Below are 5476 nucleotides of genomic sequence, written 5' to 3'. Positions count from 1 at the left end.
CGGCTAAAGCCGGTCCCACGTCGTGCACTGCACCCCAAAGTCTGGATTAGGTGTCCAACTTTTGGGGGGCAGTTCAACCTGCGATCAGGCCTGTGCTTCAGCCACGATGTCAGCCGGCGAAACAATACTCGTCTTGCCACCACGTGAACGACCCGAGCTCAGGTACTCGGCAATGGATTCCTGAGTCACTTCACCCAGGAACACGTTCTCGGCATCCAGCACTGGCAGCCATGAGCGGTTGAACTCGTACATGCGCGACAGCAAGATGCGCAAGTGTTCGTCGTAGGCCGCTGTGGCGTTGAAGGGACGCAGGAACTGCAGGCAGTCACCGGTCTGGCGATGCAGGTCGCGACGACGCACATAACCCATGGCCTTGTTCTCGGCATCTGTCACGACGATGTAGCGACGGTCGTTTTCGTCCATCACTTCCAGGGCATCGGCCACGGGTGTTTCCGGGCTGACGGATGGCGCGTTGTCGGCCGCGTCTTCGGCTTTGACCAACAGCAAACGCTTGAGCGTGCTGTCCTGACCGACGAAGCTGGACACAAACTCGTCAGCCGGATGAGCCAGCAAGGTGTCCGGGTGATCGATCTGCAGCAGTTTGCCTGCACGGAAGATCGCGATCTTGTCGCCCAGCTTGATGGCTTCGTCAATGTCGTGGCTGACCATGATCACGGTCTTGTTCAGCGCACGCTGCATCTCGAAGAATTCGTTCTGGATCATCTCGCGGTTGATCGGGTCGACCGCACCGAACGGTTCGTCCATCAACAGCAAAGGTGCATCAGCGGCCAAAGCGCGGATGACGCCGATACGCTGTTGCTGACCACCGGACAGTTCACGCGGGTAGCGATGCAGATACTGCTTGGGCTCAAGCTTGATCATGCTCATCAGTTCGCGAGCACGGTCGTGGCAACGCTTGGCGTCCCAGCCCAACAGTTTTGGCACGACCACGATGTTTTCTTCGATGGTCATGTTCGGGAACAGGCCGATCTGCTGAATCACATAACCGATGTTGCGACGCAGGGTCACTTCGTCCAGATCAGTGGTGTCTTCGCCGTTGATCAGCACTTTGCCGGAGGTCGGCATGATCAGGCGATTGATCATTTTCAGGGTGGTGGACTTGCCGCAACCCGATGGACCGAGGAAGACGCAGATCTCGCCTTCGTTGACGGTGAGGCTGACCGAATCGACAGCCTTCACTTCTTTGCCGTTGCTTTGGAAAGTCTTGGTGAGGTTTTGAAGTTCGATCATTTCAGTAATCCTTTTGGAGTCAGCGCACGTTGCAGCCATTGCAGAAGAAGGTCAGCGATGATGGCCAGAATACTCACCAGAACCGCGCCGACGATCAGCATCGACATGTCGCTTCGGCTGATTGAAGCAAGAATAAGTACACCCAGACCGCCAGCACCAATGGTGGCGGCGATGGTCATGACGCCGATGTTCATCACCACGGCCGTACGCACGCCAGCCAGAATCACCGGTACGGCGATAGGCAGTTCAACCATGCGCAGACGCTGGCCGAAGGTCATGCCAATGCCTTTGGCGGCTTCGCGAATACCCGGTTCGACACCGGTCAGCGCCAGGTAGGTGTTACGCATGATCGGCAGCAACGAGTACAGGAACACCGCAGTGATCGCTGGCATCGGGCCAAGACCCTGGCCGAATTTGGAATAGAACGGCAGCAGCAGGCCGAACAGGGCAATCGACGGCACTGTCAGCAGCACCGTGGCGCTGGCTTGCAGCGGTCCAGCGAGCGCCGGGAAGCGGGTCATCAATACGCCGAGTGGTACGCCGACCAGAATCGCCAGTGTCACAGCAATGCCGACCAACGTGATGTGCTGCCAGGTCAGTTGAATGACCTGTGCCCAGTCCAGATGGGAGAAGGCGCTAAAAATACTCATATCGTCTCCTTCCTTAGTTAAGTGGGTGCTGCTGCAGGAATTCTGCGGCGACTTTGGATGGGCTTTCGTGACCAACGTCGATGCGGGCGTTGAGCTCGATCATGGTCTGGTTGTCCAGCAGATCAGCCAGCGGCTTGAGCAACGTGGCGATTTCCGGATGCTTGTCCAGATACTCCTGACGGATCACAGGGGCAGCGGTGTAGTCCGGGAAGTAATGCTTGTCGTCTTCCAGCACTTTGAGCTTGAAGGCGTTCAAGCGACCGTCGGTGGTGTAAACGAGACCGGCAAACACCTGACCGTTACGCAGCGCGGTATAGACCAGTCCGGCGTCCATCTGCCGAGTGTTCTCACGACCGAGATTCATGTCGTAATGCTTGACCATGCCGATCAGGCCGTCGGAACGGTTGGCAAACTCGGTGTCCAGCGCTACGACATGACCCTCTTTGGCTTCGTCTTTGAGGACTTTGGTCAGGTCGGTCATGGTGTTGACCTGCGGATATTTGTCCGCGATTTTCTGCGGCAATGCCAGGGCATAGGTGTTGTTGAATTTCGACGGGGAAAGCCAGACCAGGCCTTTCTTCGCATCGACTTCTTTCACCCGTGCGTAGGTTTGCGCGCTGTCGAGCTTTTCATCGATGTGGTTATAGGCAACCAGCGAAACGCCGGTGTATTCCCACAGCAGGTCCAACTGACCGCTTTCCTGGGCGCTACGGGCCAGGTTACTGCCAAGGCCACCGGTGATTTGCACGTCGTAGTTTTTGGTACGCAGGTATTGCGCAGTGAGTTCAGCCAGCATGGTTTGCTCTGTGAAAACACGAGCGCCAACGCGTAGCAGCGGTTTTTCAGCCGCTTGGGCAAAAGCCGGGAAAAGCACGGCAAAGCCTAGAAACAAGCATAATTTTTTCATCGGAATTCCTTTCGCTCAGCGAGTCAGGCCACGTTCCAGCCAGGTACGACTGGCGAGTGTCACCAGACCATCAAGCAGCAACGCCAGCAGAGCGGTACACGCTGCGCCCAGCACCAGTTGCGGCTGATTGTTCAAGGCGATGCCCGGGAAGATCAGGCTGCCAAGGCTGTTGGCACCGATCAGGAATGCCAGAGGCGCGGTACCGACGTTGATCGCCAGCGCCACACGCACACCACCGACGATAATCGGCACGGCGTTGGGCAATTCGACCCGCCACAGGACCTGACGCGGCGTCATGCCAATGCCGACTGCAGCTTCCTTGAGTGAACCCTGAACGTTTTTGAGGCCTTCATAGGTGTTGCGCACAATGGGCAACAGCGAGGCGAGGAACAGTGCGAAGATCGCAGGCCCACTACCAATACCGAGAATCCCGAGGGCAATGGCCAGAACGGCGAGAGGAGGAACGGTGTTACCAATGTTGAAGATCTGCATGAAGCGTTCGGCGCGGCCAACCATGCTTGGTCGGCTAAGGGCTATGCCCGCCGGGATCCCGACCACAAGGGCCGCCAACATTGAAACCAGAACCAGAATCAGGTGAGCTTGCAGATAGAACAGCAGGTCATCCTGGTATTGCTTGATAGTACTGATGCCGATCCAGTGGATCAGCAGGGCCAGGAGTGCGATCACAACCGCACCTCCAATCAGCCCCTTGCCATAGCGATTAGCCACAGGCGGACTCCTTATTTCAGTCGGCGAACGCGTTGCCGTGACCGACCCTTGCGGGTGACCAGGAATAACGTTCGCGAAGAGCAGCGGGTGGGTCGCCATTGAGGTTGCCCTCGGCGAAAACACAAGCCATTAGCGCAGCTTCGTCAAGCCAACATGCTGATGAATCAGCCCCTGAAGTTGGCCGTTTTACTGGCCTTGACGGGGGAATGGACGTCTCCACGATCTGAAAGGTTCCCATGAAAGATGCTATTTAGCCATTGCGCATCGACTGAACGGTTCGGTTCTTGTCCCGAATCAGGCTATAATCTGCGCCCTTTTTTGACTCACCTGCCAGGCGATTTCCCATGACCCAACAGGCCGCCGAAGTCGCGAAACGCCGCACTTTCGCCATTATTTCCCACCCGGATGCGGGTAAAACCACCATCACAGAAAAACTGCTGTTGATGGGCAAGGCCATTTCCGTCGCCGGCACGGTGAAATCTCGTAAATCAGATCGTCACGCGACATCCGACTGGATGGAAATGGAGAAGCAACGCGGCATCTCCATCACCACTTCGGTCATGCAGTTCCCTTATCGCGAGCACATGATCAACCTGCTCGACACCCCGGGCCACGAAGACTTCTCCGAAGATACCTATCGCACCCTGACCGCCGTCGACTCGGCGCTGATGGTGCTCGATGGCGGTAAAGGGGTTGAGCCACGGACCATCGCCCTGATGGACGTCTGCCGTCTGCGTGACACGCCGATTGTCAGCTTCATCAACAAGCTCGACCGCGACATTCGCGACCCGATCGAGTTGCTGGACGAGATCGAAGCTGTCTTGAAGATCAAGGCTGCGCCGATCACCTGGCCGATTGGCTGCTACCGCGACTTCAAGGGTGTTTATCATCTGGCTGACGACTACATCATTGTTTACACCGCCGGTCACGGCCACGAGCGCACTGACATTCGCATCATCGAGAAGCTGGATTCGGACGAAGCCCGCGCTCACCTGGGCGACGAGTACGACCGTTTTGTTGAACAGCTGGAGCTGGTGCAGGGTGCCTGCCACGAGTTCAATCAGGAAGAGTTCATCAACGGCCAACTGACGCCGGTGTTCTTCGGTACTGCACTGGGTAACTTCGGGGTCGATCATGTACTCGACGCTGTCGTGAACTGGGCACCGAAGCCTTTGGCCCGTGTTGCCAACGAGCGTACCGTCGAGCCCGTGGAAGAGAAATTCAGCGGTTTCGTGTTCAAGATTCAAGCGAACATGGACCCGAAACACCGGGACCGTATCGCGTTCATGCGTATCTGTTCGGGCCGCTACGACAAGGGCATGAAAATGCGCCATGTCCGCCTGGGCAAAGATGTGCGGATCGGTGACGCGCTGACGTTCTTCTCATCCGAGCGTGAAATGCTCGAAGAGGCTTACGCGGGCGACATCATTGGTTTGCACAACCACGGCACGATCCAGATTGGCGACACCTTCACTGAAGGCGAAAGCCTGGGCTTTACCGGTATCCCGCACTTCGCCCCGGAACTGTTCCGTCGCGTGCGTCTGAAAGATCCGCTCAAGTCCAAGCAACTGCGTCAGGGCTTGCAGCAACTCGCAGAGGAAGGTGCCACGCAGGTGTTCTTCCCGCTGCGAAGCAACGACATCATCCTCGGCGCCGTGGGTGTGCTGCAGTTCGATGTGGTCGCAAGCCGCCTGAAGGAAGAATACAAAGTGGAATGCGCTTACGAGCCCATCACTGTGTATTCAGCACGCTGGATCGACTGCGCGGACAAAAAGAAGCTCGAAGAGTTTGAAGTCAAAGCCGTGGAAAACCTGGCCCTGGACGGCGGTGGTCACCTTACCTACCTCGCGCCAACACGGGTTAACCTGGCCTTGATGGAAGAGCGCTGGGCCGATGTGAAATTCCGCGCGACGCGTGAGCATCATTAATTAGCCACGTA

Annotated in this window: 5 protein-coding genes; 1 reads left to right on the top strand and 4 read right to left on the bottom strand. The window is 57.1% G+C overall.

What is annotated here, in order from left to right; all coding sequences use genetic code 11:
• Positions 1-84 precede the first annotated feature (84 nt).
• The 4 genes from H8S59_RS25965 to H8S59_RS25950 are packed head-to-tail and all read right to left on the bottom strand — an operon-like array spanning position 85 to position 3537.
• Positions 85-1251 (bottom strand): osmoprotectant ABC transporter ATP-binding protein OsmV, encoded by a 1167-nt coding sequence (locus H8S59_RS25965; RefSeq protein ID WP_095098460.1) that lies wholly within the window; start codon positions 1249-1251, stop codon positions 85-87.
• Positions 1248-1901: an ABC transporter permease gene (locus H8S59_RS25960; protein ID WP_095098461.1), complete on the bottom strand. Its 654-nt coding sequence runs from the start codon at positions 1899-1901 to the stop codon at positions 1248-1250. The genes H8S59_RS25965 and H8S59_RS25960 overlap by 4 nt, the downstream gene beginning before the upstream one ends.
• 13 nt (positions 1902-1914) lie before the next feature.
• Positions 1915-2808, bottom strand: coding sequence for a glycine betaine ABC transporter substrate-binding protein (locus tag H8S59_RS25955; protein ID WP_095098464.1), 894 nt, complete (start codon positions 2806-2808; stop codon positions 1915-1917).
• A gap of 15 nt (positions 2809-2823) precedes the next feature.
• Positions 2824-3537 (bottom strand): ABC transporter permease, encoded by a 714-nt coding sequence (locus tag H8S59_RS25950; RefSeq protein ID WP_095098671.1) that lies wholly within the window; start codon positions 3535-3537, stop codon positions 2824-2826.
• 344 nt (positions 3538-3881) lie between these two features.
• Between H8S59_RS25950 and H8S59_RS25945 the strand changes: the two genes are divergently transcribed.
• Positions 3882-5465, top strand: a complete 1584-nt coding sequence (locus tag H8S59_RS25945; protein ID WP_095098467.1) for a peptide chain release factor 3 — start codon at positions 3882-3884, stop codon at positions 5463-5465.
• The last annotated feature ends 11 nt before the right edge of the window (positions 5466-5476 follow it).

The sequence above is a fragment of the Pseudomonas folii genome, from assembly GCF_014357575.1.
In the GTDB taxonomy this organism is placed as follows: domain Bacteria; phylum Pseudomonadota; class Gammaproteobacteria; order Pseudomonadales; family Pseudomonadaceae; genus Aquipseudomonas; species Aquipseudomonas folii.
Note: the sequence above shows the minus strand (reverse complement) of the source record. Positions and strands in the feature narration are given on the sequence as shown.

What these genes read in the sequence shown, in the direction of transcription:
- H8S59_RS25965 (WP_095098460.1), bottom strand. Translation starts at nt 1,251, where the DNA reads ATGATCGAACTTCAAAACCTCACCAAGACTTTCCAAAGCAACGGCAAA.
- H8S59_RS25960 (WP_095098461.1), bottom strand. Translation starts at nt 1,901, where the DNA reads ATGAGTATTTTTAGCGCCTTCTCCCATCTGGACTGGGCACAGGTCATT.
- H8S59_RS25955 (WP_095098464.1), bottom strand. Translation starts at nt 2,808, where the DNA reads ATGAAAAAATTATGCTTGTTTCTAGGCTTTGCCGTGCTTTTCCCGGCT.
- H8S59_RS25945 (WP_095098467.1), top strand. Translation starts at nt 3,882, where the DNA reads ATGACCCAACAGGCCGCCGAAGTCGCGAAACGCCGCACTTTCGCCATT.